Source organism: Symbiopectobacterium sp. Eva_TO (genome assembly GCF_053848865.1).
In genome coordinates, this window is sequence record NZ_JBSPEY010000004.1 from 2,755,959 (window position 1) to 2,781,506 (window position 25,548).

22 protein-coding genes and 12 pseudogenes are annotated in these 25,548 nt (G+C 53.9%); 12 read left to right on the plus strand and 22 right to left on the minus strand.

All coding sequences use genetic code 11. The features are described 5' to 3' along the window. Positions 1-49: 49 nt before the first annotated feature. A protein-coding gene (locus ACWWJF_RS16565) for an IS5 family transposase (RefSeq protein WP_455870060.1) occupies positions 50-894 on the plus strand; the annotation gives its coding sequence in 2 pieces (ribosomal slippage) (positions 50-395 and positions 395-894; 846 coding nt in all). 2 nt (positions 895-896) lie between these two features. Here the strand turns inward: ACWWJF_RS16565 and ACWWJF_RS16570 are convergent. The 10 genes and pseudogenes from ACWWJF_RS16570 to ACWWJF_RS16615 all read right to left on the minus strand — a co-directional run. Beyond that, positions 897-1,055 (minus strand): annotated as a pseudogene (locus ACWWJF_RS16570) (isoaspartyl peptidase/L-asparaginase); the annotation flags it as partial. Between the two features lie 14 nt (positions 1,056-1,069). Next, entirely contained in the window at positions 1,070-1,891 is an 822-nt protein-coding gene (locus tag ACWWJF_RS16575; protein WP_455871136.1) for a M55 family metallopeptidase, read from the minus strand. A 279-nt stretch (positions 1,892-2,170) separates the two neighbouring features. Beyond that, positions 2,171-3,190 (minus strand): IS110 family RNA-guided transposase, encoded by a 1,020-nt coding sequence (locus ACWWJF_RS16580; protein WP_455869238.1) that lies wholly within the window; start codon positions 3,188-3,190, stop codon positions 2,171-2,173. 153 nt (positions 3,191-3,343) lie between these two features. After that, positions 3,344-4,402, minus strand: a complete 1,059-nt coding sequence (locus ACWWJF_RS16585) for a DmpA family aminopeptidase (protein WP_455870061.1) — start codon at positions 4,400-4,402, stop codon at positions 3,344-3,346. A 7-nt stretch (positions 4,403-4,409) separates the two neighbouring features. Beyond that, on the minus strand, positions 4,410-5,312 hold the full coding sequence (locus ACWWJF_RS16590; protein ID WP_455870062.1) for an ABC transporter permease subunit: 903 nt from the start codon (positions 5,310-5,312) through the stop codon (positions 4,410-4,412). An 8-nt stretch (positions 5,313-5,320) separates the two neighbouring features. After that, a pseudogene (locus ACWWJF_RS16595) lies at positions 5,321-5,752 on the minus strand (ABC transporter permease subunit); the annotation flags it as partial. A gap of 285 nt (positions 5,753-6,037) precedes the next feature. Beyond that, the gene (locus ACWWJF_RS16600; RefSeq protein ID WP_455870063.1) at positions 6,038-7,042 is read right to left on the minus strand and encodes an IS110 family RNA-guided transposase; all 1,005 of its coding nucleotides are present in this window, start codon (positions 7,040-7,042) and stop codon (positions 6,038-6,040) included. A 73-nt stretch (positions 7,043-7,115) separates the two neighbouring features. Further along, positions 7,116-7,532 (minus strand): annotated as a pseudogene (locus ACWWJF_RS16605) (ABC transporter permease); the annotation flags it as partial. Positions 7,533-7,542: 10 nt separating this feature from the next. Continuing rightward, positions 7,543-8,387, minus strand: a protein-coding gene (locus ACWWJF_RS16610) for an IS5 family transposase (protein WP_455870064.1) whose coding sequence is annotated in 2 segments (ribosomal slippage) — positions 7,543-8,042 and positions 8,042-8,387 — 846 coding nt in all. Because the reading frame shifts where the segments join, the coding sequence is not laid out codon by codon here. 292 nt (positions 8,388-8,679) lie between these two features. Then, on the minus strand, positions 8,680-9,141 hold the full coding sequence (locus tag ACWWJF_RS16615) for an SRPBCC domain-containing protein (protein ID WP_455870065.1): 462 nt from the start codon (positions 9,139-9,141) through the stop codon (positions 8,680-8,682). A 255-nt stretch (positions 9,142-9,396) separates the two neighbouring features. On the opposite strand from ACWWJF_RS16615, the gene ACWWJF_RS16620 reads away from it, so the two are divergent. The 3 genes from ACWWJF_RS16620 to ACWWJF_RS16630 all read left to right on the plus strand — a co-directional run bounded on the left by ACWWJF_RS16620 (position 9,397) and on the right by ACWWJF_RS16630 (position 11,349). Then, on the plus strand, positions 9,397-10,416 hold the full coding sequence (locus tag ACWWJF_RS16620; protein ID WP_455870066.1) for an IS110 family RNA-guided transposase: 1,020 nt from the start codon (positions 9,397-9,399) through the stop codon (positions 10,414-10,416). A 277-nt stretch (positions 10,417-10,693) separates the two neighbouring features. Continuing rightward, complete coding sequence (locus ACWWJF_RS16625) at positions 10,694-10,825, plus strand: entericidin A/B family lipoprotein (RefSeq protein ID WP_195316105.1); 132 nt, start codon at positions 10,694-10,696, stop codon at positions 10,823-10,825. 170 nt (positions 10,826-10,995) lie between these two features. Then, a complete protein-coding gene (locus tag ACWWJF_RS16630; protein ID WP_222159796.1) occupies positions 10,996-11,349 on the plus strand; it encodes a DMT family protein in 354 nt (117 codons plus the stop codon). Positions 11,350-11,407: 58 nt separating this feature from the next. Here the strand turns inward: ACWWJF_RS16630 and ACWWJF_RS16635 are convergent, their stop codons facing one another. Continuing rightward, positions 11,408-11,854 carry a winged helix-turn-helix transcriptional regulator gene (locus ACWWJF_RS16635; RefSeq protein WP_455870067.1) on the minus strand — a complete coding sequence of 149 codons (447 nt, stop codon included), beginning with the start codon at positions 11,852-11,854 and terminating at the stop codon, positions 11,408-11,410. A gap of 110 nt (positions 11,855-11,964) precedes the next feature. Between ACWWJF_RS16635 and ACWWJF_RS16640 the strand changes: the two genes are divergently transcribed. After that, the gene (locus ACWWJF_RS16640; RefSeq protein WP_455871137.1) at positions 11,965-13,191 is read left to right on the plus strand and encodes an MFS transporter; all 1,227 of its coding nucleotides are present in this window, start codon (positions 11,965-11,967) and stop codon (positions 13,189-13,191) included. 47 nt (positions 13,192-13,238) lie between these two features. Here ACWWJF_RS16640 and frdD read toward each other — a convergent pair whose 3' ends face one another. From frdD to ACWWJF_RS16660, 4 genes and pseudogenes are all read right to left on the minus strand, one after another. Then, entirely contained in the window at positions 13,239-13,595 is a 357-nt protein-coding gene (gene frdD / locus ACWWJF_RS16645; RefSeq protein ID WP_455871138.1) for a fumarate reductase subunit FrdD, read from the minus strand. Between the two features lie 15 nt (positions 13,596-13,610). Further along, entirely contained in the window at positions 13,611-14,006 is a 396-nt protein-coding gene (gene frdC / locus ACWWJF_RS16650) for a fumarate reductase subunit FrdC (RefSeq protein WP_264644411.1), read from the minus strand. A gap of 11 nt (positions 14,007-14,017) precedes the next feature. Next, complete coding sequence (locus ACWWJF_RS16655; RefSeq protein WP_455870068.1) at positions 14,018-14,755, minus strand: succinate dehydrogenase/fumarate reductase iron-sulfur subunit; 738 nt, start codon at positions 14,753-14,755, stop codon at positions 14,018-14,020. After that, a pseudogene (locus ACWWJF_RS16660) lies at positions 14,748-15,083 on the minus strand (succinate dehydrogenase/fumarate reductase flavoprotein subunit); the annotation flags it as partial. The pseudogene ACWWJF_RS16660 and the gene ACWWJF_RS16655, both read right to left, overlap by 8 nt. Positions 15,084-15,161: 78 nt before the next feature. Between ACWWJF_RS16660 and ACWWJF_RS16665 the strand changes: the two are divergent. Both ACWWJF_RS16665 and ACWWJF_RS16670 read left to right on the plus strand, forming a co-directional pair. Next, positions 15,162-15,365: pseudogene (locus ACWWJF_RS16665) on the plus strand (transposase); the annotation flags it as partial. Between the two features lie 67 nt (positions 15,366-15,432). Next, a pseudogene (locus tag ACWWJF_RS16670) lies at positions 15,433-15,942 on the plus strand (IS110 family RNA-guided transposase); the annotation flags it as partial. 6 nt (positions 15,943-15,948) lie between these two features. On the opposite strand, the gene ACWWJF_RS16675 reads toward ACWWJF_RS16670, so the two are convergent. Then, positions 15,949-17,117, minus strand: a protein-coding gene (locus ACWWJF_RS16675) for an IS3 family transposase (protein ID WP_455868740.1) whose coding sequence is annotated in 2 segments (ribosomal slippage) — positions 15,949-16,862 and positions 16,862-17,117 — 1,170 coding nt in all. Because the reading frame shifts where the segments join, the coding sequence is not laid out codon by codon here. 64 nt (positions 17,118-17,181) lie between these two features. On the opposite strand from ACWWJF_RS16675, the pseudogene ACWWJF_RS16680 reads away from it, so the two are divergent. Both ACWWJF_RS16680 and ACWWJF_RS16685 read left to right on the plus strand, forming a co-directional pair. Next, positions 17,182-18,267 (plus strand): annotated as a pseudogene (locus tag ACWWJF_RS16680) (IS4 family transposase); the annotation flags it as partial. Positions 18,268-18,275: 8 nt separating this feature from the next. Further along, a pseudogene (locus ACWWJF_RS16685) lies at positions 18,276-18,848 on the plus strand (D-serine ammonia-lyase); the annotation flags it as partial. A gap of 21 nt (positions 18,849-18,869) precedes the next feature. On the opposite strand, the gene ACWWJF_RS16690 reads toward ACWWJF_RS16685, so the two are convergent. The 3 genes from ACWWJF_RS16690 to ACWWJF_RS16700 are packed head-to-tail and all read right to left on the minus strand — an operon-like array spanning position 18,870 to position 21,327. Continuing rightward, the gene (locus ACWWJF_RS16690) at positions 18,870-19,748 is read right to left on the minus strand and encodes a metal ABC transporter substrate-binding protein (protein ID WP_455870069.1); all 879 of its coding nucleotides are present in this window, start codon (positions 19,746-19,748) and stop codon (positions 18,870-18,872) included. 30 nt (positions 19,749-19,778) lie between these two features. Further along, entirely contained in the window at positions 19,779-20,630 is an 852-nt protein-coding gene (locus ACWWJF_RS16695) for a metal ABC transporter permease (protein WP_455870070.1), read from the minus strand. 1 nt (position 20,631) lies between these two features. Continuing rightward, positions 20,632-21,327 carry a metal ABC transporter ATP-binding protein gene (locus tag ACWWJF_RS16700; RefSeq protein ID WP_455871139.1) on the minus strand — a complete coding sequence of 232 codons (696 nt, stop codon included), beginning with the start codon at positions 21,325-21,327 and terminating at the stop codon, positions 20,632-20,634. 302 nt (positions 21,328-21,629) lie between these two features. Between ACWWJF_RS16700 and ACWWJF_RS16705 the strand changes: the two genes are divergently transcribed. Together ACWWJF_RS16705 and ACWWJF_RS16710 are read left to right on the plus strand one after the other, a co-directional pair. Beyond that, positions 21,630-22,798, plus strand: a protein-coding gene (locus ACWWJF_RS16705) for an IS3 family transposase (protein WP_455870071.1) whose coding sequence is annotated in 2 segments (ribosomal slippage) — positions 21,630-21,885 and positions 21,885-22,798 — 1,170 coding nt in all. Because the reading frame shifts where the segments join, the coding sequence is not laid out codon by codon here. 7 nt (positions 22,799-22,805) lie between these two features. Beyond that, a pseudogene (locus ACWWJF_RS16710) lies at positions 22,806-22,967 on the plus strand (FtsX-like permease family protein); the annotation flags it as partial. Positions 22,968-23,081: 114 nt separating this feature from the next. Here the strand turns inward: ACWWJF_RS16710 and ACWWJF_RS16715 are convergent. Continuing rightward, a pseudogene (locus tag ACWWJF_RS16715) lies at positions 23,082-23,798 on the minus strand (IS5 family transposase); the annotation flags it as partial. Between the two features lie 79 nt (positions 23,799-23,877). On the opposite strand from ACWWJF_RS16715, the gene ACWWJF_RS16720 reads away from it, so the two are divergent. Next, a complete protein-coding gene (locus ACWWJF_RS16720) occupies positions 23,878-24,117 on the plus strand; it encodes a hypothetical protein (RefSeq protein ID WP_455870072.1) in 240 nt (79 codons plus the stop codon). On the opposite strand, the pseudogene ACWWJF_RS16725 reads toward ACWWJF_RS16720, so the two are convergent. Further along, a pseudogene (locus tag ACWWJF_RS16725) lies at positions 24,064-24,453 on the minus strand (transposase); the annotation flags it as partial. The gene ACWWJF_RS16720 and the pseudogene ACWWJF_RS16725 sit on opposite strands and share 54 nt — an antisense overlap. A gap of 22 nt (positions 24,454-24,475) precedes the next feature. Continuing rightward, positions 24,476-25,506: pseudogene (locus ACWWJF_RS16730) on the minus strand (IS630 family transposase). Between the last annotated feature and the right edge of the window lie 42 nt (positions 25,507-25,548).

The following is a 25,548-nucleotide window of genomic DNA, read 5'->3' on the forward strand; positions in this document are numbered from 1 at the left end:
TTAATCCCATGAGTTATACTAACTGTTTGTTTCTACATCATTTTGAACTATGGCTCGCTACGACCTTCCCGATGAAGCATGGGCTATCATCCAGCCCTTACTCCCTGCTGAACCAGCAACACCACAGGTCGGACGCCCATGGGCTGAGCATCGCATGATTATCAATGGCTTGTTCTGGGTGCTGTGCTCTGGTGCCCCATGGCGTGATTTATCTGAGCGATACGGCCCATGGAAAACCGTTTATAACCGCTTTAACCGATGGTCAAAATCGGGAGTCATTAACATTATTTTCAATAAGTTACTTTCATCACTTGATGCCCATGGCCTCGTGGACCGGTCAGCGACTGCGCTGGATGGTAGCAATATCAGGGCGCTGAAATGTGCTGCCGGTGCTCAAAAAAACATCCCGATATCACCGGATATAATGGGCTGGGTCGCTCTCGAGGTGGTTTTGGCACCAAAATCCATATGGCTACAGACGGAAGTGGTCTTCCGTTAAACATCGTGTTGAGCCCCGGTCAGGCTCATGAAAGTCAGTTTGCACTACGTCTTTTGGACGGTATTGGTGTTCAACGCCAGAACGGCAGTATGAAACGCCGTGGTCATGCGGTACTCGCTGACAAGGCGTACTCCGGGCATGTATTACGTAACGAGCTGAAAAAAAGAGGTATAAAAACTGTCATCCCCCGAAAATCCACTGAAAAAATGGCGGTGGATGGTCGTTCAAAGCTCGATCGTGACGCCTACCGCAATCGGAACGTTGTTGAGCGGTGCTTTGGCCGTCTGAAAGAATACCGTCGCATTGCGACACGTTACGACAAAACGGCGAGGAATTATCTGGCAATGTTGAAACAGGGCTGCATCTGCCTATTTTACCAGAGGTTATGTAATTAAGGGACACAGCCTAACGCACTGCCGCCCTGGCTGAGAATCTGCTGGCCGCTGGCCACAATCGTGTTTAATGCTTCGCGGTAGGCTTGCTCTTTTTCTGCGCTCATGGCGGAGCGGGTTAATGCCCCCGCCCCTCCGTGGATCACAATGACTGGCTTGACCATGTCATCTCCCTTTATTAGTTCTGTGTGGTAGCCAGATACGAAAAAGTGCTTAGCAAGCGAACGATATCTGTCATGGTGGGTGCGGTGTAGTGTACCGCCACCGCATCAATGCGTTCCACCCCAGGGATCAGGCAAAACAGATCCGCCAGCACCGGTTTTGCGGTCATCAGTTCCAGATGATAGGGCGCAGCGATACGCGACGTTCTTTCACGGTGTGCGCGCTGCACGGCCTGCTGTGCCTGTGTGCGAATTAACTGCTGCGCTGCTGGTGGGCTGAGCGATTCCGCCGAAGTTTGTGAAATGGAGCGTTTGACGCAGGCGTAACCCGTTTGGGGATAATAGCGGGCTATCCACTGTTGCAGGATACTATCGCCGCTGACCAGCCACAGCGGGGTACCCTTTTCGGCACCGGCGGCGGCATAGATATCGCTCTCACCCATCACTTCATCATTGATTTTCACCCGATAAAAGGCGCGGCCATTGATGGTGTGTGCCAGCACGCCGTGCTCTCCAGCAGCGCTGTGGTAGCCAATGAACATCAGGCCATCAAACGCCTGCTGCTCCAGTCCGTCCACCATCGACAATACGCGCGGTTTTCCCTGAACCAGACGGGCGCGGGCATAAATGTTCTCTGCCCGCAGATTGGTCATGGCTGCGTGGCTGTCGGCCACAACCACTTCCGTTGCGCCACCGGCGAAAGAGCCGTCAATGGCGGCGTTCACTTCCTGCTCCATCAGCCCGCGAGCCAGTTGATACTCGGCTTGTCCGGGGCTGCATTGTTCCGGTCGCATCACGCCGGCGATCCCTTCGATGTCGGCAGAAATAAACACTTTCATGGTTATGTTATATGAACGCATCCCGTTTGCAAGGCATCCATTATTTTGACATTGACGGGTAGGTTGCAGCTTTATATCCGGCTTTTTTGCAGCCATAAAGCTGCGAGCCCCTATGTAATCCGCTGACTCACGCCTCATTTCCTTAGCGAGCTTTAAGCTCAAAAAATCATTCAGGTTTAGCGAGTCCCGGTCTTACCTGTCTTTGTCATCACGCTGGCCACCAGAGCAACCTTTTTGCATTCACCCTTTTTAAGAGTAAATAGTTATCGGTATCAGCGATTAATAGGGCCTGATACTGACATGATTTTTATCGTACTTACGCTCATGGGCGGCTAGCGCCCACACAGTTCGCGCCAGCTTATTTGCCATCGCCACGATAGCCACACCGGTCGGACGCCGTTTTTTAAGTTCCGTTATCCATGGCCCAGGCTCTTTAGCAACTAACGAAGCGGCTCTTGCCCCATGGATAAACAGCGTTCGCAGATAGGTGTCACCACGTTTGCTTATCCCCAGCAGCCGAACTTTCCCCCCGGAACCCGTCTGCTTCGGCACCAGACCGACATAAGCAGCGAACTGTCTGCCGGATTTAAACGCTGAGGCTTCCCCCATGGTGGCAACTGCCGCTGTGGCGATTAACGGCCCCACGCCGGGAATTTCCATCAGCCGTTTACAGGTTTCGTTCTGCCGGGCCACGCTGTTAAGCTGTTTTTCAAGGCCATCTATCAGCATGTCCAGCTCATTCAGTCTGTTGTACTGGTCTTCCAGCACGGTGATGAGATACGGCGGCAGCTTCGTTTTCAGCCGCTCCAGTGCAGCCGGTAGCTCCCTGTCCATCGCTGCCCGACCTTTATGGATGGTTTCGCCAAACTCCAGTAATGTTCCGTGCAGCGCGTTAATCTGTGCAGTTCTGAACTTCACCAGTTGTCTGCGTGAACGGTGCAGAACCAGTACCGATTGCTGTTCTTCCGTTTTTACGGCTATCGCCTTGCCTGGCTGCTGTACCGCCATCCAGATAGCGCGGGCATCCATGACATCATTCTTGTTGCCCATGACGAACGCCTTGACGAACCGTCCCTGCATCAGCCGGACTTTATGCCCCAGCTTTTCCAGTTCCCGGGCCCAGTGCTGAGAGCCTCCACAGGCCTCCATGCCAATCAGGCAAGGCTCCCGGTTACTGAAGAACGTCAGAAAATCCTTGCTGCGCAGCTGCTTGTCCACCACTTCACCTGTGTGCTCATTGACGAAGTGAACCTGAATCAGATGCTTTGCGATATCAACGCCAACCGGTGTATATTTCATGCTGTGGAGTCTCCAGTCTGAGGGAGCTTTATGCATCCCGTATTGGGCACCATGATGCCGGAAATCTGCGAGGCTCCACACCTGCCGACTTCACTCTTTCAACCATCATTCTGCTCCGCGCTTAAAGAGGTGGGATGCGTTCATTACATTTCCTTACGCTAAAACGTGTTGTGCAAGACGGTCTAACACCTGTCGCAACGCCGGACGATGGTGGCCGCGAAAACCGGTCACCGCGTCGGCGCAGAGCAGGGCATCCAGTACGGCATGTTCCGTGGCATCGGCGGCGGCGCATAGCATCGATTCCAGTTTTGCTTCTTCTGGCGGCTGTGGCGTGGGCTGGGTGGAAAACGCGACGGCGATGTCGCCTGAGCCGTGGCCCCAATAGCTGCCCAGACGCCCCAGTCCAGCACCGGCTCGTTTGGCGATGCGTCCAAGCTGGCGCGCATCTAGCGGTGCATTGGTTGCCATAATGATGATAATCGACCCCGCATCGCGTTGTGGTGCCAGCTCGGGCAGCAGCGGTTCAATAAAGGGGCCGATGTGCAGTCCGTCCAGTGTGAACGATGCCAGCGTACCAAAATTGGCCAGCACCAGCACACCCAGCGTGGCATTCAGTTCGGGAATCAGACGAGATGCGGTACCGATACCGCCTTTCAGGCCGAAGCAGCTCATACCGCGCCCGACACCGACGCTACCGCGTGTAAAGTGGGTGTCTGCTTTGCTCAGTGCGGCCTGCGCCATGGCTTCAGTCACCGCCAATGCCTGAATGTCGTTCAGCCAGCCGTCATTGCATTCCAGCGCCAGTGGGTTCACCGTGGGCAGCGAGCGCCCGAGTTCAGGATTTTTGGCAATGGCGTCGCGCACCAGTGTGGTAAACAGTGTGCCGACAGCAAGCGTATTACTCAGCAGGATCGGGGTTTGCAGTTGTCCCAGCTCTTCCATCTGCACCAGTCCAACCGGTTTGGCAAAACCGTTCAGGACGGCGGCACCGCACGGCAGCGGCTGCGTAAACAGGTTGTCACCGGGCGGCACAATAGCGGTAACGCCGGTTTGTACTTCGCCCTGCGCCAGCGTTTCGTGCCCGACGCGCACGCCAGGCACATCGCACAGACTGTTGCCGGGGCCGCTGGGCATGCGTGGTACGCCGACTTGCTGGTGGTCACGCCAGCGCTGCAATAGGGCGTGCAGCTGCGCCTGTTGAAAAGCCATCATAGGATTCTCATGCATTCTTCAGTTTCGGATCCAGCGTATCGCGCAAGGCGTCGCCTAACAAATTGAATGACAGCACGGTGAAGAAAATCGCCAGACCGGGGAAGACGCTGACGTGCCATTGACCGGCCATCATCATGCTACGGCTCATTGCGAGGATATTACCCCACTCCGGCACGTCCGGCTCTGGGCCAAGACCGATAAAGCTCAGGCTGGCCGCAGTGAGAATACTGGTGCCAATACTCATGGTGAAATAGACGATCACGTTCGGCAAGGTGGCAGGCAGAATATGGCGGATCAGCAAGATGCGATCCGGTGCGCCGGCGCTGCGCACCGCTTCCACGTAGGCGGCTTGTTTCAGGGTTAAGGCGGAGGCGCGCACAATACGTGCGAACACCGGCACGCTGAACACCGCGACGGCGATAATCACGTTATTCAAGCCCGGGCCGAGAATAGCAACCACCGCGATAGCCAACAGCATACCGGGGAAGGCGAACAGCACATCGGCGCTGCGCATGATCAGCATATCAATCCAGCGGCCATAAAATCCTGCCAGCAGGCCCAGCACAATGCCGACCACCATGCCGAGCGTGACGGAAAACAGGCCAATATATAAGGAGATACGCGAACCGTAGATAATACGGCTCATCACATCGCGTCCCAGATCGTCGGTGCCCATCCAATGGGTAGCGGAAGGCGGTGCGGACAGTGCCATCCAATCCGGGTCCATCGGATTAAAAGGGGCTAACCAAGGGGCGAAGGCCGCGACCAGCACCAAGAGCAGAATAAATCCGCCGGACACCAGCGCCAGCGGGTTTTGGATAAAAGCCTGCCAAAAATCACGCATCGGTGAGCGAATGGCGTCGTTATCCTGCGCAGCGGCGGTCATAGTAGGCTCGGTAGAGTGGCTCATGATCGCTCCTAGCGTAAACGAATGGCTGGGTTAACCACGGCGTAGAGCAGGTCGACCAGCAGGTTGATAACAATAAATTCGAACACGAACAGCATGACCAGCGCCTGAATTACCGGTTGGTCCTGTGTCTTGATCGATTCAATCAGCAGTCAGCCCAGACCGGGCCAATTGAAGACGCTTTCCACCACAATCGACCCGCCCAGCAGAAAACCAAATTGCAAGCCGAGCATAGTGATAATGGGGATCAGCGCGTTGCGCATGATGTGTTTCCAGGTGATCAGCCGTTGGCGTAATCCTTTGGATCGCGCGGTGCGTACATAATCTTCCTGTGCCACTTCAAGGAAGGCGGATCGGGTGAAGCGCGCCATTACGGCCGCCACGGAAGCTCCCAATGTCAGAGCGGGTAACACAATATCGCTCGGCTGGTTAAAACCGCTGACGAAAATCTATGGTCACCCCCATTTTTGCAACACTGATTTTTGACTAATGGTGGGCTTGCTTCAATCTATCCGGCGTCTCTGTGGGCGAGATGCCCGCGCCTCGATGAGTTCCGCGCCTGGTGAACCTGAAAAGGCCCTCGGCTTCATTGAGCCATTTTTGTCGTCAGGTTTTTCAGCAGGCCGATATGCCGTTCATGTCATCAATAATCAGTCTTCGCAAAACCAGATAGGTAACTGCTGTTTAATTACTTAATAATCAGTCTGTTGATTTAGTTCTACATAACATCAGGCCTGATATTCATTGTGATTAGTTGTGATTGACCAGGCTATTCGCGCCAGTTTGTTTGCCAGAGCACAGGCGACAATATTTGAATGTTTGTTATCGAGTTGCCCCCGAACCCATTCAGCAAGCCTGCCCTGCTGATATTCAAGTCGCATCATGAACGAGCGGGCACATTGAACCAGAAGTTTGCGTAAATTTTTATCACCTCGTTTGCTTATCCCCAGCAGAGTCGGTTTGCCTCCTGTGCTGTATTGTCGCGGTACAAGCCCTGTGGAAGCCGCAAAATCCCTGCTACATGAAAATTGTTTTCCATCGCCGAACTGTGATGAAAGTAAGCTGGCAGTAATAGGACCGACGCCTGGAATTGTCATAATTCGCTGTGCAGTATCATCAGCTTTGATTGACTGATTTAATTCTGATTCCAGCGCTGTTATTTGCTCGACAAGGTAAAGATAGTGGGCATGTAACTTCATCAGCAGACGGCTCAGGTATGCGGGGATTTCGTGCTCAGCCAGCACCAGAGACAGTCGCTTTATTACCGCCCCGCCGATTGGCAGGCTTATCCCAAACTCCAGCAGAAAACCGTGGATCTGGTTAGTGGTTTTTACTTTATCTCTGATAAGAGATTCCCTGACCCGATGCAGTGCTCGCATCGCCTGCTGAACCTCCGTTTTCGGCTGAACAAAACGCATTGACGGCCGGGATGCGGCTTCACATATCGCCTCTGCATCAACAAAATCATTTTTATTGCCCTTGACAAACGGGCGCACAAATTGCGGAGAGATAAGTTTTGCTTCATGGCCGCTATCATTGATACGCCGCGCCATAAAGTGTGCACCGGCACAAGCTTCCATAACAACAACCGAGGGCGGGCACGTCGCCAAAAACTGCATTAGCTTTGTGTGCGTAAACTTCTTACGCAGAAGCGCTTTACCTGACTTATCCTGGCAATGAATATGAAAAGAATGTTTACCGAGATCGATACCAATAAGAGTAACGTTTTCCATGATGGCCTCTCCTGAAAGAAAAACACCCTGCCAGCGTACCGCTCACAGAGTGGGGGTGACCATCTCATTAGGCCCCGAACGGCATCGCCACAAACTGGATCAGCAGCAATCCGAGCCAGAAAGGCGGCATAGAGATACCGCCGACTGCGGTGCTCATCAGCGTCCAATCCTGCCACTTTCCGCGTTTTAATCCCGATACCACGCCAATCAACAGGCCGAGTATCACTGACCAGGCGAAGCCTGCCAGCGCCAGCCACATGGTGGGCATGAAGCTTTTGGCGATCACATCCATCACCGGTTGCTGCGTGCGATAGGTGATCCCCAGATCGCCGCGTAAAAAGCCACCCAACCAACGAACATACTGCTGTGGCAACGGATCGTTGAGCCCTAACAGTTGGCGAGCGGCCTCCACGGCGGCAATCGGGGCATCCGGCCCGGCATAAATCCGTGCCGGATCGCCGGGTAACAGCTTGATAAAACCGAACACTAGGCTGTGTCCCTTAATTACATAACCTCTGGTAAAACAGGCGGATGCAGCCCAGTTTCAACATTGCCAGATAATTCCTCGCCGTTTTGTCGTAACGTGTCGCAATGCGACGGTATTCTTTCAGACGGCCAAAGCACCGCTCAACAACGTTCCGATTGCGGTAGGCGTCACGATCGAGCTTTGAACGACCATCCACCGCCATTTTTTCAGTGGATTTTCGGGGGATGACAGTTTTTATACCTCTGTTTTTCAGCTCGTTACGTAATACATGCCCGGAGTACGCCTTGTCAGCGAGTACCGCATGACCACGGCGTTTCATACTGCCGTTCTGGCGTTGAACACCAATACCGTCCAAAAGATGTAGTGCAAACTGACTTTCATGAGCCTGACCGGGGCTCAACACGATGTTTAACGGAAGACCACTTCCGTCTGTAGCCATATGGATTTTGGTGCCAAAACCACCTCGAGAGCGACCCAGCCCATTATCTCCGGTGATATCGGGATGTTTTTTTGAGCACCGGCAGCACATTTCAGCGCCCTGATATTGCTACCATCCAGCGCAGTCGCTGACCAGTCCACGAGGCCATGGGCATCAAGTGATGAAAGTAACTTATTAAAAATAATGTTAATGACTCCCGATTTTGACCATCGGTTAAAGCGGTTATAAACGGTTTTCCATGGACCGTATCGCTCAGGTAAATCACGCCATGGGGCACCAGAGCACAGCCTCCAGAACATGCCATTGATAATCATGCGATGCTCAGCCCATGGGCGTCCGGCCTGTGGTGTTGCTGGTTCAACAGGGAGTAAGGGCTGGATGATAGCCCATGCTTCATCGGGAAGGTCGTAGCGAGCCATAGTTAAAAATGATGTAGAAACAAACAGTTAGTATAACTCATGGGATTAAGGGACACAGCCTAGTGTGATCAGGATTAACGCCCACTCCTGGGGGTTGATGCCCAGTATAGGGTGGGATATGGCAGAAAAGTCACGTTGCATTGCAGGTTCAGACAAAAGAGATCAGCTTGCCATCATAGGGGGAATGTTGTCGATAAGCCATCCCCCTCGTCGGCTAGCGTAGTGTACAGGCAACCTCCTCCAATTGGCTGATAACAGTGTTCCATCCTTCAAAAAAGCCTGATTTTTCATGTTATTCACGTGAGGCTTCGTCCTGATGGATAACCTGAACGGTATAACAGCTGCCTAGCGCGTAATCAGACAACGAAATGAGCGTAGTAAAGGCTAATTCGGGGATGGCAGGCCGCCAGCCTGCGGTCAGCATCGACGTGAACACGATACGGGCGTGGGGAATCACCTCCAAAAAGCACCCGATGTGTTCACTGCGATCGTCGCCCGTCCCCTGAATCCGGGTATGAAATGCCCCGCCGGGTTGCAGATCGAGGGCGATAACCTCAGTGGTGCCCGGTTTGGGGCTCCACCAGACTTTGATCCATTCTGGGTCTGACCAGGCACGCCATATTGCATGTCGCGGGGCGTCCAGCACTCGGGTAATCACAAGATTGCGGGTATCCGCAGGTTGGGGTATTGACAGTGTCATGGCGTGACTCCAGATAAGCGTGAACACCAGTGTGCCGCCTATTTTCAGTGACACCGGAACAAAAAACGCTTATCGCGGCAGGATTGACTACGCTTACTGAAGGCGGTGGAGATCGCCTAGGTAGTATTACTTTCCCTTTTACCTCTCCCTTGAGAAGGAAATGTAATGAACGCATCCCACCTCTTTAAGCGCGGAGCAGAATGATGGTTGAAAGAGTGAAGTCGGCAGGTGTGGAGCCTCGCAGATTTCCGGCATCATGGTGCCCAATACGGGATGCATAAAGCTCCCTCAGACTGGAGACTCCACAGCATGAAATATACACCGGTTGGCGTTGATATCGCAAAGCATCTGATTCAGGTTCACTTCGTCAATGAGCACACAGGTGAAGTGGTGGACAAGCAGCTGCGCAGCAAGGATTTTCTGACGTTCTTCAGTAACCGGGAGCCTTGCCTGATTGGCATGGAGGCCTGTGGAGGCTCTCAGCACTGGGCCCGGGAACTGGAAAAGCTGGGGCATAAAGTCCGGCTGATGCAGGGACGGTTCGTCAAGGCGTTCGTCATGGGCAACAAGAATGATGTCATGGATGCCCGCGCTATCTGGATGGCGGTACAGCAGCCAGGCAAGGCGATAGCCGTAAAAACGGAAGAACAGCAATCGGTACTGGTTCTGCACCGTTCACGCAGACAACTGGTGAAGTTCAGAACTGCACAGATTAACGCGCTGCACGGAACATTACTGGAGTTTGGCGAAACCATCCATAAAGGTCGGGCAGCGATGGACAGGGAGCTACCGGCTGCACTGGAGCGGCTGAAAACGAAGCTGCCGCCGTATCTCATCACCGTGCTGGAAGACCAGTACAACAGACTGAATGAGCTGGACATGCTGATAGATGGCCTTGAAAAACAGCTTAACAGCGTGGCCCGGCAGAACGAAACCTGTAAACGGCTGATGGAAATTCCCGGCGTGGGGCCGTTAATCGCCACAGCGGCAGTTGCCACCATAGGGGAAGCCTCAGCGTTTAAATCCGGCAGACAGTTCGCTGCTTATGTCGGTCTGGTGCCGAAGCAGACGGGTTCCGGGGGGAAAGTTCGGCTGCTGGGGATAAGCAAACGTGGTGACACCTATCTGCGAACGCTGTTTATCCATGGGGCAAGAGCCGCTTCGTTAGTTGCTAAAGAGCCTGGGCCATGGATAACGGAACTTAAAAAACGGCGTCCGACCGGTGTGGCTATCGTGGCGATGGCAAATAAGCTGGCGCGAACTGTGTGGGCGCTAGCCGCCCATGAGCGTAAGTACGATAAAAATCATGTCAGTATCAGGCCCTATTAATCGCTGATACCGATAACTATTTACTCTTAAAAAGGGTGAATGCAAAAAGGTTGCTCTGGTGGCCAGCGTGATGACAAAGACAGGTAAGACCGGGACTCGCTAAACCTGAATGATTTTTTGAGCTTAAAGCTCGCTAAGGAAATGAGGCGTGAGTCAGCGGATTACATAGGGGCTCGCAGCTTTATGGCTGCAAAAAAGCCGGATATAAAGCTGCAACCTACCCGTCAATGTCAAAATAATGGATGCCTTGCAAACGGGATGCGTTCATATAATAACCATGTTCAAAAAAAGCGTGCTTATTCTTGCCTCATTGTTGATGCTCTCTGCGTTGACAGCTTGTAATACCACCCGAGGTATTGGGCAGGATGTCGAAGCGGGTGGGAAAGCCATTCAACGCAGTGCGCAGTAGTCAATAAACTGCCCGAACATTGCACTACATGGCGATGAAAGGACGCTGAGCGGCCTAATCCTATAGACACCTGCCCGCCGCAGTGATATATCTGTGATCTTTCTTCACGCCACTCTCGTGGCCGGTTGAAAAACAGGTATTTTGCGTAGCGGAATGGATGGAGAAGTACGATGTCGCCGTTGTTTATTACTGTAGGCATGCTGACCCTGAGCAATGTGTTTATGACGTTCGCCTGGTATGGTCATTTGCGTTATTTCAGTGGACGTACCTGGCTGATTGCCGCACTGGTCAGTTGGGGAATTGCATTGTTTGAATACCTGTTGCAGGTGCCGGCCAACCGCATCGGCTATCAGGTGGCCTCTGCGGGGCAACTAAAGATTTTGCAGGAAGTGATCAGTCTGACGGTATTTATTCCGTTCTCAATGATCATTCTGAAAGAGCCGTTCCGTACCGATTTCATCTGGGCCGGTCTCTGCTTGTTGGGCGCGGTATTTTTCATGTTCAAAGATAAGATTCTGGGTTAATGGTTGCTGCATTTCCCCTATCGCTACGGCTGGCTTGTGTAACCAGCCGTATTTTACCTTAGGCTAATTTCCGCACGACAGCCGTTGCTGGCATTAATACAGAACCATCCTCGGCATGCGGCACCATGTAGGGAATCGGGTTGCCCGTGCGCGTATCAATCAGATCTGAGTGTCGCTTACCGGGCTTGAACCGGTGTCGTTCTCCCCATTGTCGTAGCGCCACTATCACCGGAAACAGCTTTTCTCCCTCAGATGTCAGTACGTACTCCTGATAAGCCGTACCGTCTGAGGCGTCCTGCATCTCTAGAATGCCTGCATTAACCAGCTTGCGCAGACGATCGGAAAGGATGTTGCGCGCCACGCTCAGGCTGCGTTGAAAATCACCGAAACGGCGCACGCCATCAAAGGCATCACGCACAATGAGCAGTGACCAACGATCGCCAACCACATCGACACAGCGTGCAACTGGACAAGGTTCGTTGTTTATGGTTTCACGGTTTGGCATGGCATTTCCTGGCCGTTTGGTGTGGAACAGCAATCAAGTTGCATTTTAAAACCAGATAACTTAGCATTCAATCGGTTTTATTTTGCAACTGGATTGTATGGCGTTATGTGATGAAGCGTTCCCTCCCATTACCGTTGAGTCAAAACAGCTCGCTGGCCCAGCCATCTGATATGCCCCGCAGGCTGATGATGCTGTTCGCTATTTCCAGTGGCTTGAGCGTGGCAAATGTCTATTACGCCCAGCCTCTGCTTGATGCGCTGGCGGTGAATTTTGGTATCAGTCAGGCCACGGTCGGCGGTGTGGTCACGGCGACTCAGGTTGGCTGTGCCCTGGCACTGTTACTGCTGGTGCCATTAGGCGATCGCGTTGAACGTCGTCTCTTGATGATCGTGCAACTCGCCGCGCTGGTGACAGCCTTGCTCATCGTTAGCATGACATCGTCTACACCCGTGCTATTGGTGGGGATGCTGGCGATTGGACTGCTGGGAACCGCGATGACACAGGGGTTAATCGCCTATGCTGCCAGCACTGCTTCTTCCCATGAACGGGGACGCGTTGTTGGCGCAACACAAGGCGGTGTGTTTATAGGCCTGTTGCTGGCGCGGGTGTTTGCGGGAGGCGTAAGCGATGTTGCGGGTTGGCGAGGCGTTTACTGCGGTGCTGCGCTGCTGATGGGAGCGACGGCGCTCCCGTTATGGCTACGGTTACCGGTTTTGCCTCCCTCACCGCAACGCATGAGCTATCCACAACTGATTGCGTCGATGTTGATGTTACTGCGACAGGAGAGTGTGCTGAAAGTCCGTGGTATGTTGGCATTGCTGATGTTTGCCGCCTTCAACATTTTCTGGAGTGCGCTAGTGTTGCCCTTGAGCGCGCCGCCTTATGGGTTCTCGCACACAGTGATTGGTGCTTTTGGGCTGGTGGGTGTGGCTGGCGCGCTGGCTGCCTCGCGCGCCGGACGATGGGCGGATCGGGGATATGCTCAACATACCAGTGCGTTTGCGCTGCTGGCATTACTGCTGGCATGGTGGCCTCTGTCGCTGATGGATGCATCGCTGTGGGCGCTGGTTGTGGGGATTGTGCTGCTCGATCTGGGCGGGCAGGCGCTGCACGTAACCAACCAAAGCCTGATATTTCGTGCCCGGCCTGAGGCTCATATCCGTTTGGTCGCTCTCTATATGCTGTTTTACGTGCTGGGCAGCGGGATGGGCGCGTTTAGCACTACCCTGACGTATGCGCATGTGGGGTGGCAGGGTGTGTGTATGCTGGGGGCGGCTGTTAGTCTGCTGGCGTTGTTGTTATGGTGGATCACGCGGCGGGTTGCTACGCCAGAATAAAAAACGGCCCGCAATGCGGGCCGTAGCAGATGACAGCGGATGGTGTGTTACAGAGTGACGACACCGATCACGGTGACCATACTCAGGATGGCTGCCAAACCGTAGAACACCCATTTTCCTGCCGGAACGTGAATTTTCAGACCATGCATCAGGTGATGCAGACGGTGCAAACCACACCAGATAGGCAGAATGATCATCAGCAGCAGAAACAGCCGCCCTATAAGGCTATGGGAGAAAGCGGCGATGCGCTCATAGCTCAGCGCGTCGGGGAACATCCCCAGCGGCAGCAGCACCCCGACCAGTAGGATAATCACGGGTGAGAAAATGGCGGTCCACATCCCACCGGCACCGAACAGTCCCCAGAAGGGAGGCTCATCGGAACGTTTTAGCGTTGGATTAATCACGTTGTTCCCCTCCAATCAGAATAGTAACGCGATGGCGAGAATAGCCAGCGTGACGATGACGGTTACAGCCCACAGCCCTTTGATAACCGGCTCTGGCCCCATTTTTTCATCTTTTACGATGATGATGCTGGCTTTGGGCGCCAGTTCAAACCAGGATTTGGTATGAATAGCTGCCGCCACCAGTGCGATGATGTTAATCAGCAGCACCAGCGGGTTTTGCAGGAAGCCGACAAATCCGGCCCAGCCTTCTGCGCCGTGTTTCAACGAAAACACGCCATAGATCAGCACAATGCTGAACCATACCGCAGGAGCGGCGGTCATTTCTCGCAGCATGTAAAAGCGATAGAACCCGAGCCGTTGCCACCAGCTTGCAGGCATGCTACGAACGTATGCTTTACGCTTGGTTGTCATTGTTGCCTCTCTCATTGCGGTTTCAGCATAGCGATCATGAAGTCCTTGGCGCTTTCGACCTTACCTTGCTGAATGGCAGCGGCAGGATCGACATGCTTCGGACACACTTCTGAGCAGTAACCGACAAAGGTACAACTCCAGACACCGTTTTTACCGTTCAGTTGCGGCATGCGCTCTTTCTTGCCGTGGTCGCGGTTATCCAGGTTGTAACGGTGTGCCAGCGTGATGGCAGCCGGTCCGATAAACTCAGGATTAAGGCCAAACTGCAGGCACGCGGCGTAGCACAGGCCACAGTTGATGCAGCCGGAGAACTGATGGTATTTCGCCATTTGCGCCGGTGTCTGCTTGTTGGCGCCGTCAGCCGGCGTTTTGTTGTTGCCGATGATGTAAGGCTTGATGGCTTCCAGACTCTCGATAAAGTGGGTAATATCGACCACCAGATCGCGCTCGATCGGGAAGTTGCCCAGCGCTTCCACCTTCATACCGCTGGTCGCGTAGTCGCGCAAAAAGGTTTTGCACGCCAGCTTCGGCACGTTATTCACCATCATGCCGCAGGAGCCACAGATAGCCATACGGCAGGACCAACGGTAAGAGAGGTCCGGTGCCAGGTTATCTTTGATGTAACCCAGCGCATCCAGCAGGGACGTTTCCCGGCTGTAAGGCACGTCGAAGGTCTCGGCGTGCGGTGCCTTATCGGTTTCCGGGTTATAGCGCATGACTTCCATTTTCAGGGTAGCTAACTCAGCCATTCGCTTGCTCCTTCTTGCTCTTTTCCTGGGCTTCCGCTTCGGCACCGTACACGCGTTTTGCCGGTGGCAGAGTGGTGATCTTCACGTCGCCATAGGCCAGACGCGGTGCGCCGTTCGGGTTGTAATACGCCAGCGTATGCTTCAGGAAATTAACGTCATCGCGCTCAGTGCAACCTTCGTCCAGACGTTGGTGTGCGCCGCGTGATTCTTTACGGTTGATAGCAGAGTGTGCCATACATTCAGCGACATCCAGGCTGTGGTCCAGTTCGATGTTGTAAAGCAGGTCGGTATTGAACACGCTGGAATGGTCGTGAATCTTCACCCGCTTGACGGCTTTGTTGAATAAATAGAAAGTTTGGGTAATCATCGGATCAGATCACCATAGTTGTTTCAACATCAGGTCTCCATGGCAAAACAAAATTTTAAAATCACTAACTGGCCCTCCTATAACAAGGCCCTCAAGCAGCGCGGTTCTCTAACCGTATGGCTAGATGAATCAGCCATTGCTGCATGGACGGAAAAAACGACTACTGAACGGCGTGGACGACCGCTCCACTACTCAGATATGGCCATCACCACAGTCCTGATGATGAAACGCGTGTTTGGCCTAATGAGATGGTCACCCCCACCCTGTGAGCGGTACGCTGACAGGGTGTTTCTTTATGGAGAAGGCCATCATGCAAAACGTCACGCTTATTGGTATCGATCTCGGCAAACATTCTTTTCACATTCATTGTCAGGATAAATCAGGCAAGGCATTACTGCGGAAAAAGTTTACCTGCACCAAACTCATCGAGTTTCTGGCTACGTGTATACCTACTACCGTTGCAATGGAAGCCTGCGCCGGTGCCCATTTTATGGCTCGTCGGATCAGTGAGCTGGGGCATGAAGTAAAGTTGATCTCTCCGCAGTTTGTCCGCCCTTTTGTCAAGAGCAACAAGAACGATTTCGTTGATGCCGAAGCAATATGCGAAGCCGGATCACGCCCTTCCATGCGGTTTGTGCAGCCAAGAACTGAGGCTCAGCAGGCTATGCGAGCCTTGCATCGCGTCAGGGAGTCGTTGGTCAGAGATAACGTTAAAACGACTAACCAAATGCATGCTTTTTTACTGGAGTTTGGTATCAGCATGCCGAAAGGTATTGCGGTAATCAAAAGGCTTTCAGCTGTTCTGGCTGATAATGACTTGTAGTGGTCAACTAATATTGGCCACCGCATTAGACTGTATGTAGAACAGTCGCTCAGATTCGTTTGGAGTTAAGCCGCCGTTATACCAGTGAGGCCGGATAGCGCTGTAATACCCCGTGATGTAGCGGATAATCGCGTCCTGGGCTTCGCTGAAGCTGTTGTAACCCTTTGTCGGCACCCATTCTGTCTTCAGGCTGCGGAAGAACCGCTCCATTGGCGCATTATCCCAGCAGTTACCCCGCCGACTCATACTCTGCTTTATCCGGCAGCGCCACAGGGCTTGCCGGTATTGACGGCTGGTATAGTGGCTGCCCTGGTCGCTGTGGAACATGACTCCTGTTGGTTGTCCCCGGAGTTCCCAGGCCATCTGCAACGCTTTAACTGTCAGCGCCGAGTCCGGCGACGTCGACATGGCCCAGCCCACCGGTTTGCGGGCGAACAGGTCTAGCACCACCGCAAGGTAAGCGCAGCATTTGCCCGTCCAGATGTAGGTCACATCGCCGCACCAGACCTGATCCGGCGCGGTAACCGCGAACTGGCGGTTGAGATAGTTCGGTATTTCAACGTGTTCATTGCCGCCGCGTTTGTATTTGTGAGCCGGTCGCTGGCAGCTGGCGATACCCAGCTCCTTCATCAGCTTGCCAGCCAGCCAGCGCCCCATTTTGACACCGGAGCTGCCGGTGACGATGGTCGCGATACTTCGAGCGCCGGCAGAGCCGCCGCTGGCGTTCCAGGCTTCCATGACGCGACTACACTTAACCACGCGCTCACCGTCGGGTTCATTAGCGGAAGCCTGCCAGTGCCTGTAGCTGCTGCGATGTACCTCAAAAGTTTGGCACAACGCCGTGACCGGGTATCGCGCCCTCAGCCTGTCGACTACCGTGAACCGTTGAGTGAGTCCGACATTAAGAGCGCCGTAGCCTTTTTTAGGATTTCGTTCTCCATTTCAAGGCATTGGACTTTTTTCTTCATCTCACGCAGCTCGAGCTGTTCAGGGGTAAGAGGAAGTCCCGTTGGCGTTTTTCCCTGTCGTTCAAGGCGAAGCTTATTGACCCAGCGACTAATGGCAGAATGGCTGACATTAACCGCCTCTGCGGCCTTAACGTATGTGTAGCCGTGGTCGACAACCAGCTTTGCGGCTTCGAGCTTAAATTCCGCCGTAAAATGTTTACCCATGAGGTCACCTGTCGTGTTGATGAGGTGAGCATATCACCTCCGATCAGGTGGCCAGTATCAGTGTGCCACTACAGTTGTGCTGTGTATCCAAGACACTACCGAGCTTGACTTCAACGGGCAGCAAATCCAAGGCTTGGGTCCTTTGAACTACGAAGCCAGGCGTGGTCTGTACCTGCATCCGACCTACGCGGTCAGTCCGGATCGCGTGGGGTTGGGCGTACTGGATGCGTGGATGTGGGCAAGAGAGCCGAAGGATGCAGACGGAAAACGCGATGGGATCAAGGAGAGTACGCGCTGGCTCGAGGGATACGAGCGAGTTGCTGAACTCGCCTCGGAGTTGCCAAACACACGTCTGGTGTACTTAGCCGATCGCGAAGCGGATATCAAGGCGTTGATGCAGCTCGCTGATGACCTTGGCACTCCGGCTGACTGGTTGATCCGCTCGACTCATAATCGCAGTCTGGACTGTAATGAGAAGCTTTGGCAGAAGGTTGGAAAGACCGTGCCGGTGGGAGAAATCCAATTCGTTATGGCGGCTCGCGCGGGGCAGAAGGCGCGTACGGTGAAACAGGCGCTGCGCGTGAAGCGAGTGTCGCTGCGTTGCGGGTTGGCAGTGACTTGTGTGATAGCCAAGGAAATTGAGCCGCCAGCAGGCGTGAAGCCGGTCGAGTGGCGGTTGCTGAGCAATCGCGTACCTGAAGGACGAGAAGATATCGTGGAGCTGATCGACTGGTATCGGGCTAGATGGGAAATCGAGATGTTCTTCAATGTGCTGAAGAACGGCTGCTGTGTCGAAGCGTTACAGTTATCGACCGTGGATCGCATTGAGCGGGCATTGGCGCTGTTCATGATCGTGGCATGGCGCATCGCCTATTTAATGCGTATGGGACGAACCTGTCCAGAGCTGGACGCAATGTTGTTCTTTGATTCCGACGAGACTCATGGCGCTTACCTACTGATGAACAAGCGTATGCCCAAGGGCCGCCCTAAGCTAAACGAAGTATTGCGCTTAGTTGCGCAACTCGGAGGCTTTCTTGCTCGAAAAGGCGACGGTGAACCAGGCGCAAAAACTATCTGGAAAGGCTTGCAGAAAGTCATGACGGCCGCCGAAACGCTACGCGCGCTCAGGCACGAACAGAGATGTGTATAACGAGGTGGCTCAAAGCCCAGTTTGCTGAGCGTGGCATGGTGGTAGACGCGGAACACCCCTTGTTTGTCTACTTGCCGTGCGGCGTAGGCGGTGGGCCGGGCGGGGTGGCGTTCGGTCTGAAGCTGGCGTTTGGCGATCACGTGCACTGTATTTTTGCTGAGCCAACGCACTCGCCCTGTATGCTGCTGGGCGTGTATACCGGCTTGCACGACGGTATTGCGGTGCAGGATTTGGGCATCGATAACCTGACGGCGGCCGATGGATTGGCGGTGGGACGTCGTCCATCCGGTTTTGTTGTACGAGCCATGGCGCGGTTGATTGACGGTTATTACACGCTGAGCGATGACGAAATGTATCGCTTGCTGGCGATGCTGGCGCAAACCGAAGCACTCTGTCTTGAGCCCTCGGCGTTGGCTGGAATGGCCGGGCCGTGGCGCGTGGCAGGCAACGCGGAATACCTGTCGCGTTTGTCGTTATCTGCTTCGGCGATGCAACAGGCAACGCATCTGGTGTGGGCGACGGGCGGTGGCATGGTGCCGGACGCGGAGATGCAGAAATATCTGGCGCACGGGGCGAAATAACCCGCTCGCTAGATGTTCCGTTTACTTCATGCTGGCGGCAAGGGTGTCCACATTGTGTTTGAATGCAGCGGTGTAGCTGGCGGCCGGGCCATTGCTGTCAGTTAACGCTTCCGGGTAGAGTTCACCGCCCGATTGTGCGCCGCTGGCGTTAGATATCTGTTTCACCAAACGAGGATCGGTCTGGTTCTCGATAAAGTAGCTGGCGACCTTCTCTTGTTTGATCTGGCGAATAAGCTCAGCAACCTGTTTGCTGCTGGCCTCCGTTTCCGTTGAATAACCCAGCGGTGCCAGGAAGGTTACGCCATAGGCCTGGCTGAAATAGCCAAACGCATCGTGGCTGGTCAGCACTTTGCGTTTTTCTGGCGCAATGGCAGAGAAGGTTTTCTTGGCATAATTATCCAGCGCCTGAAGTTGCTGAATATAGGCTTTTCCCTGCTGACGAAAATAGTCAGCATCCTGCGGTGCCGCGCTGGCTAGCGCATCGATGATATTCTGCGCGTAGATAACCCCATTCGCTGCGCTGTTCCAGGCGTGCGGATCGGTCTGAGTTTTTCCCTCTTCTTCCATTGCCAGCGAGTGGATGCCCTGCGAGGCGGTCACCACTTTCCCTTGAAAACCGGAAGCGGATACCAGACGCGTTAACCAGCCCTCCAGGCCCAGCCCGTTAACAACAACCAGATCCGCACCCGCCAACGTTTTGCTGTCTTGCGGCGAGGGTTCGAATTCATGGGGATCGCCGTTGGGCTTGACCAAATCGGTGACGACGATGCGCTCGCCGCCAATGTGGCTGACCATATCGCCTAAAACGGAAAAGCTAGCGACAACCTGCAACGGCTTCGCCATCGCAAACGTGCTGAATAACAGGCTGGAAAGTGCCAGTGCGATAACAGGATCTTTCATGATGTCCTCATTGATGACATGTGGATGATATTAGCGGCGCAGGCGAAGCATGCCGCCATCAGCGCCGAAGGCGACCGAGAACGCGAAAAACAGCGTGGCGGTCAGGATGATGGCAGGCCCGGCGGGCAGTGAGGCATAGTAGGACCACAGCAGGCCGATAAGGCTGGACGCGATGCCCACCAGCACTGAGACCGCCAGCATGACGGGCAAGCGAGCTGTCCAGAAACGGGCGCAGGTCGCGGGTAGCATCATCATGCCGACCGTCATCAGCGTGCCCAGTAGTTGAAACCCTGCCACCAGATTGAGCACCACCAGTGCGAGAAATAATGCGTGGATCAGCGTACGTCCTCGCGGTGAGGCGAGCTGCATAAAGGTGGTATCAAATGATTCGATCACCAGCGCACGATAGAGACATGCCAACAGCAGTATCGAGACCGAACAGATCAGGCCGATATCGATCAACGCGCCGCGATCGACCGCCAAAATTGATCCAAACAGCACGTGTAGCAGATCAACGCTGGAACCGCGCAGTGACACTAACGTCACTCCGAGCGCTAGCGAACCCAAATAGAGCCCGGCGAAGCTGGCGTCCTCTTTTAACGCCGTGTTAAGACTAACAAAACCGGAAAGCAGCGCCACGATCAGCCCGGCGATAAACCCGCCGGTCCCCATTGCCAACAGCGATATGCCGGAGAGCAGATACCCAATGGCGACGCCGGGCAGCACCGCGTGCGATAGCGCATCGCCGATCAAACTCATGCGGCGTAGCAACAAAAAGCAACCTAGCGGCGTGGCACTGAGCGTGAGCGCGATACATCCCACCAGTGCGCGCCGCATAAACCCGAACTCCACCAGCGGTGAAAGGAGACTTGTTGTCATCATACTACCGCCCTGATCCGCGCCTGCGTGCCGTGGGGTGTGCCGAGGTGAATATATCGTGGGTTGCACCCCAGCGATGACCAGCGGCGCTGAGCTGTAGCACCAGCGGAAAATGGCGGTCGACAATGTCACGATCGTGCAGCACCGCCAGAACGGTGCATCCTTGCTCATGACGTTGGTGCATCAAGGCCAGCAGAGCCTGTGTTGTTTCGGCATCAACACCAGTAAACGGCTCATCGAGCAGCAGCACCGGTGCGTCCATCAACAGCAAGCGTGCAAACAGGACGCGCTGTAGCTGGCCTCCCGATAAATGGCCGATAGGACGGGTGGCGAACGCGGTCATCGTAACTGCCTCCAACGCGGCATATGCGTTACGCCGCCAGAGGCTATTGAGGCCACCGAACAGGCCGCGCTGCGGCAGGCTGCCCATCAACACCAAATCCATGACGCTCAACGGAAACTGGCGATCGAACTCCGACAGCTGTGGCAAATAGCCAATGCGCGGTACGGCGTTGCCATCGTGTGTCAACGAGCCCGCTAAGGGAGGAATTAGTCCTGCAAGGGTTTTTAACAGCGTCGATTTTCCACTGCCGTTTTCACCGACAATGGCCGTCAGTGAACCCGCGCTGAAGCTGCCGCTCAGCGTGCCAAGCGGTGAAGATGCGGTGTAGCCGAATGTGAGGTTGTGCAGTGCGATCATGGTAGCGATACCGCCCAGGCGACCAGCGCCCATAACAATGCCAACAGCGCCAGCGCAATGCTGATACGCGCCCAGACGGAAAGAGAATAGAAGCTCACTCGCGAGTGCCATACAGAGAGAAATTAATTGTTATGTTATAATGTAACAATTTAAATGCCAGCAGAAAGACGTAAGAGAATGTGACATGGCGGCTTTGGCCCTTGTCTGCGTGCAAATGTTCTTATGGTTGTGTAGTGGCACACTGATACTGGCCACCTGATCGGAGGTGATATGCTCACCTCATCAACACGACAGGTGACCTCATGGGTAAACATTTTACGGCGGAATTTAAGCTCGAAGCCGCAAAGCTGGTTGTCGACCACGGCTACACATACGTTAAGGCCGCAGAGGCGGTTAATGTCAGCCATTCTGCCATTAGTCGCTGGGTCAATAAGCTTCGCCTTGAACGACAGGGAAAAACGCCAACGGGACTTCCTCTTACCCCTGAACAGCTCGAGCTGCGTGAGATGAAGAAAAAAGTCCAATGCCTTGAAATGGAGAACGAAATCCTAAAAAAGGCTACGGCGCTCTTAATGTCGGACTCACTCAACGGTTCACGGTAGTCGACAGGCTGAGGGCGCGATACCCGGTCACGGCGTTGTGCCAAACTTTTGAGGTACATCGCAGCAGCTACAGGCACTGGCAGGCTTCCGCTAATGAACCCGACGGTGAGCGCGTGGTTAAGTGTAGTCGCGTCATGGAAGCCTGGAACGCCAGCGGCGGCTCTGCCGGCGCTCGAAGTATCGCGACCATCGTCACCGGCAGCTCCGGTGTCAAAATGGGGCGCTGGCTGGCTGGCAAGCTGATGAAGGAGCTGGGTATCGCCAGCTGCCAGCGACCGGCTCACAAATACAAACGCGGCGGCAATGAACACGTTGAAATACCGAACTATCTCAACCGCCAGTTCGCGGTTACCGCGCCGGATCAGGTCTGGTGCGGCGATGTGACCTACATCTGGACGGGCAAATGCTGGGCTTACCTTGCGGTGGTGCTAGATCTGTTCGCCCGCAAACCGGTGGGCTGGGCCATGTCGACGTCGCCGGACTCGGCGCTGACAGTTAAAGCGTTGCAGATGGCCTGGGAACTCCGGGGACAACCAACAGGAGTCATGTTCCACAGCGACCAGGGCAGCCACTATACCAGCCGTCAATACCGGCAAGCCCTGTGGCGCTGCCGGATAAAGCAGAGTATGAGTCGGCGGGGTAACTGCTGGGATAATGCGCCAATGGAGCGGTTCTTCCGCAGCCTGAAGACAGAATGGGTGCCGACAAAGGTTTACAACAGCTTCAGCGAAGCCCAGGACGCGATTATCCGCTACATCACGGGGTATTACAGCGCTATCCGGCCTCACTGGTATAACGGCGGCTTAACTCCAAACGAATCTGAGCGACTGTTCTACATACAGTCTAATGCGGTGGCCAATATTAGTTGACCACTACATTGTCATGAGTGAAAAGAGTGGCTTTGTCTTGCCGATTACATTGGGCGAAGACGATCTGTGGTTCGTGCTGTTACTGCTGGCCGTGGCTGCCGTCGTGCTGACGCTTCCTGCCGTGCTCTCCTATCGACAGTCTCCTGCGGCGGCATTGCGCGGGGAATAATGGACATATACCCTAAATAATTCGAGTTGCAGGAAGTCGGCAAGCGAATGACAAATCTGCCGGGGCTTTGTTGAATAAATCAGAACTTGTAACGACTGTGCCCCAGGTCGATTGTTACGTGATGCGAATACTGTTCGGCATTCCTAATAGCGTGATCCGGTTAAGCGCTTTGACCATCGCCATGGCTTCACCCACCTGAGCATCGTAGTCACGCAGACTTAGATGACCACCCAGAAGCGTTTTGAACCGGAACATGGCCGTTTCAGCCACTGAGCGTCGGTGATAGCCCACTTTCTTTTTCCAGGTATCGTTGCTGCCGCTCAGGCGCTGATTTGCAACAGCGTGGTTACGCTCGTGGTAGTGGTCCGGCCAATATTGCGCCCCCCTTCGCGGCGGGATAAGCGGCCTTATTTTCTTCCTCAGCAGAGCATCATGGCAGTAACCTGTATCGTAAGCGCCGTCAGCCGATGCCTCTCTGATTTTCCGGTGGGTCTGGTTTATCAGTGCCGGTAGAGCCTGGGCATCAGTCGTACCACTGAGCGACAAATCCGCACAGATAATCTCATGCGTCGCACTGTCTACTGCCAGATGCAGCTTACGCCACACCCTGCGTCTGTCGGCACCATGCTGCCGGACTTTCCATTCGCCTTCGCCAAAGACCTTCAGGCCGGTTCCATCAATGACCAGATGTGAGATTTCACCACGGGTTGGCGTTTTTATGCTGATGTTCACTGTCTTTGCTCGCTTGCTGAGCAGCGAATAGTCTGGACAATGCAGCGACAATTTAATCAGTTTAAAAATCGAGTCAACAAAACCCTGTAAAGCCCTCAATGAATCTATGGTCACCCCCATTTTTGCAACACTGATCTTTGATTAATGGAGGGCTTGCTTAAATCTATCCGGCGTCTTTATGGCCAAGGATGCCCGCGCCACGATGAGTTTCGCACCTGATATTCCTAAAAAGGCCATCGGCTTCATTGAGCCATTTTCATTTTTTGGTTTTATATCAGGCCGTCAGGCCGTTCATGTCATCAATAATCAGTCTTCGCAAAACCAGATGGGTAACTTCGTTAAATTGCTGACTGTTATACCAGCATTACTGTTCAAACACGGTATTTCGTGTCGTTATTGCCCAAGCTATTCGAGCTAATTTATTTGCTAATGCACAGCACACAACGCAAGAATGTTTCCTACCCAACTGAGACCTTACCCAATCAGCTAATCTCCCTGATTGATGGTCAATTCTTAGGATAAATACCCGCGCACATTGAACAAGCAATCGGCGAAGGTTTTTATCTCCACGCTTGCTAATACCCAGCAGAGTATTCTTCCCTCCAGTACTGTATTGGCGGGGTACAAGACCGGTGGAAGCGGCAAAATTACGACTGTTTTCATATTGCTTGCCATCGCCTAACTGTGATGACAAAACGCTGGCTGTTATCGGTCCAACACCTGGGATGGTCATTAAATGCTGGCCAGTTTCATCTAAATAGCTGTTCCTAATATCGCTACACTTTTGCCTGTCCATGTTTTCCACTGGGAAACGGGCTGACGGTTTCCATGAAGCGGCGAACCTTGTTCAGTCACTGCCACATTGAACAGCATTGATGATTGCGGGTAATGGTTTCATGCAACGCCTGCCATAACCGCTCTACATGATTTACCCATGGTGAGTACACCGGCTGATAAATAACCCTGAATTTCGGGTTTTCTTCCAGCCAGCGCTGCGTCTCCCGGCTTTTGTGAATAATGTAGTTATCAACTATCAGCGTGAGCGTTTTTGCCCGTCTGTACGTTGCTCTCAGATGTTCTAACATACTGATAAAAAACACGAACTTTTACTGATTCCTCCAACATCGCTGACTTTTCCCGTCCCGCTGTGTAATGCACCCGCCAGATAATATTTCTCGTTCTGGCCCGGCGTCACGATGCGTTTCTGCTTCCCGCGAACCTGCCAGTCCGCGCCAATTTTGGGATTCAGATGAATATCCACTTCGTCTTCGTAAAAGACGGGATGTTCCGCGCTGCATTGTTCCAGCGCCATCGCGATGGCCTCCATTTTTTCTTCCTTATGCGGGTCGCGGATACGCAGCGTAGGAGCTGCGCGTCGCCACACCAGACCGGCAGAAGGCAGCCAACGGCGCACCGTGGAAGCATGCAACTGGCAACCGGTTATCTCATTGATTTTTATCGCTAGCAGTTCCGTGCTCCAGCGCGAACGCTGATAGCCAAAATCATGAGGGGAACGCTTTACGAGCTGGATTAACAGTGCGCAGATCTGTTCAAACGGCCAGCGACGGCCACGACCGGGCCGCAGAGATTTGAGGCCTTCAATGCCGTACAGGGTGAGCCAGTTAATCCATCTGCCGATTGACGAACGGGCGCAGCAAAGCATTCTGGCGACATCGCTCACGCGCTCGCCCCGGTGCAACATCAGGATGGCGGTCAGCCTGCGGGCGTGATTCTTGTCACGCGTTTTATGGAGAGTTTTCTTCATCAGGCGTCGTTCGTTACGGGGTATCGGTGCTATGCTCGACATCGCTCAGTCCGGTTGATGATTTGGGATCTTTATCGATTGATC